Below are 2,342 nucleotides of genomic sequence, written 5' to 3'. Positions count from 1 at the left end.
TCCATTCGGTAACTCCACGGTGTTAAACTCAAGATGAATTACTCTTCTGTGTCTTTGACTTGTTGCTTTAGAAGATGCGTGTAGTAAGAGCGGCTTCATAATATGTATACCACAGGCAGCTACTTCGCAGGTATAGGGAATAGAACTTTGCGTGATCAGGCTTATCTCTTCGTCTGATAATTTTTTATTGTGCGACCCCAAAATAACTTTCAACGCCCCATTTGTATCATCGGTATCATCCAGGTGAATGCGGATGGTGATGGTATCTTTCGAAATCTCTTCCGGGGGACAAACGCCATGTGTATCTGATTTTTTAGTCCAGCCGGTAAAGCCTGCTGTTTCAATTTTTTCTTTTACGTGTATCGATATATCCTGGTGCCAGGTAACATACCAGTTAGCATCCGGGGTCTTATCGAAATATATAGCTTTCGTCAGAAATAAATTCGGGCTTATCTTCTTGAGTATATGTTGCAGGTTATTGTTGAGCAGCATCGTTTTCAACGCAGGTATTTCCTGCAATAAATTTCGCTGTGCGTGTAGGTTGTCGGGCTGCCCGGTAGAACGAAAGTAATTTTGAAGCGTGTTCTTGATCTGGTTTACTTCCTTCTTTCCAAATACATGACGAAGAATTACCGACCCGGTTTTGTTCAGCTTCTGCAAATTGTTTTGCAGCGATGCATTGTTAAATTCATACTGATACAGATCAAGTGCATGCTCGAGTATTTCTTTGATCCGTTTCTTGAGTCTTTCAGGAGCAATAACTTTAACACGATTACCAAAGCCTAATATCTCTCGCTCGAGTTCAAAATTCAACTGTACTTTCAGTGAGAAGAGAACGCCATTCGGCAAAGTCTCCATTACCTGTTGTGAATGATGCAACGGCTTGGTAATAATATAAGGGGCCGTTTCATTATCAGCATGAAGAACAACATTCTCAGCCTGGCCATTTTCATTTACCGATACTCCAATAACATCGTTCAAATGATTCGGCAGACTAAAATTATTGCGCGGTATATATTTTACGGCACACTCCTGTATACTAATGATGCGATCCAGCGCCAGGTTAAGAATAGGTGTATTCTTTTTTCGTATACCAATTACAAACCAGCGATTTCTATACTCCTTTAAATAATAAGGATGAAACGGAAACGTGTTTGCTGTTCTTGCCTTGAATGATTGATAACTAAGCTCTACCGAGCATTTACCGGTTATAGCTTTATAGAGTGTATCGATGTGCTCAAGACCTTTCAGGTTTTCATTCTTCTCAAAATCAATTACTGGCTCCTGATTGGTTTTTGCAGCATAGATTTTACTTTCGAGTCGCTGCACCATGCCACTCAATTCCTGGAAATGACTAAACCCTTTAAACTGCCGGAGTATCTCTACTACTTCCGTAAGCTTGCCGAGATCCTGGTCGGTTAAAGGTATATTGGTGATCGAGTATTCCGGGTCTTCGTATGTATAGTATTTTTTCTCGAGCACGGTAATAGGTGCATTATACCCGAGCTTGTCGCTGCGCATCATCTGTATATCCATCTGTATGGACCTGCGACTCACACCTTTATCTATACCTTCATATTCATAAAGAGCTTCTGAGCAGGCATCGATCAGATCTTCCAGCGTCCACCTGCGATGTCTGTTTCTCAAACAGTTGTCGATGGTGCGATAGCGGATAAGGGCATTGCGATTTACAGGCATGGCATAAAAAAACAAAAAATATTTTCACTGCGCAAAAAGACTGCGCACCTGTGCTTCAATTTTGAATCATCAATTGATCACGGTAATAAACGCAGCAATTGAATACGGTCTTATAGCTTAAAAGGAAAAGCCTGTGGTAAAAGTTAGTCGATCCACAGAGTTCATGGATGATTCCGCTACTGCTGCGCGCTATAGCGGATAGAATTTGCAGAAGCACTGAACAACCGCTCGGAGAAGTTTAGTAAGGAAGCGCATTTGGAGCCATGATGCCCGCAAGGGAATTTCAGTTCGAATCTGAATAAGGCCACTGAAAAAAATATTGTCGGGGTAAAACCTGACTAAAAGTCTTTCCGCTCTGAAGAAGACGGAGAGCGTGGAAAAAACAGAAGTGTAAAGACCTGACGAGCGTTTCTATATAGCGCTCGTGGTGTTGTGCGGATATTCCGTATAACATGCCGCTTTCGTTGATGTTGTTTTCCTCCTGTTTTGTGGGACGAAGGTTCGAATCCTTTCTCAACCTTATGTTGAGTAGCTCAGTTTGGTTAGAGCAACAAATGCAGATGGACTTTCAATCCATCCTGAAGAAGATGATCACTTCTTAAAAAATCGATCAACCACGAAAGTAGTTCGTGAGCCATGTCTGG

1 protein-coding gene is annotated in these 2,342 nt (G+C 41.8%); it reads right to left on the bottom strand.

What is annotated here, in order from left to right; translation table 11 throughout:
* Positions 1–1,698 (bottom strand): WYL domain-containing protein (locus tag VIN08_RS14085; protein WP_331966236.1); only part of this gene is annotated, 1,698 nt, incomplete at its 3' end.
* Positions 1,699–2,342 lie beyond the last annotated feature (644 nt).

The organism is Ohtaekwangia sp., assembly GCF_036568665.1.
Classification (GTDB): domain Bacteria; phylum Bacteroidota; class Bacteroidia; order Cytophagales; family Cyclobacteriaceae; genus Ohtaekwangia.
The sequence above is the reverse complement of the archived record's forward strand: the minus strand, read 5'-3'. Positions and strand labels throughout refer to the sequence as shown.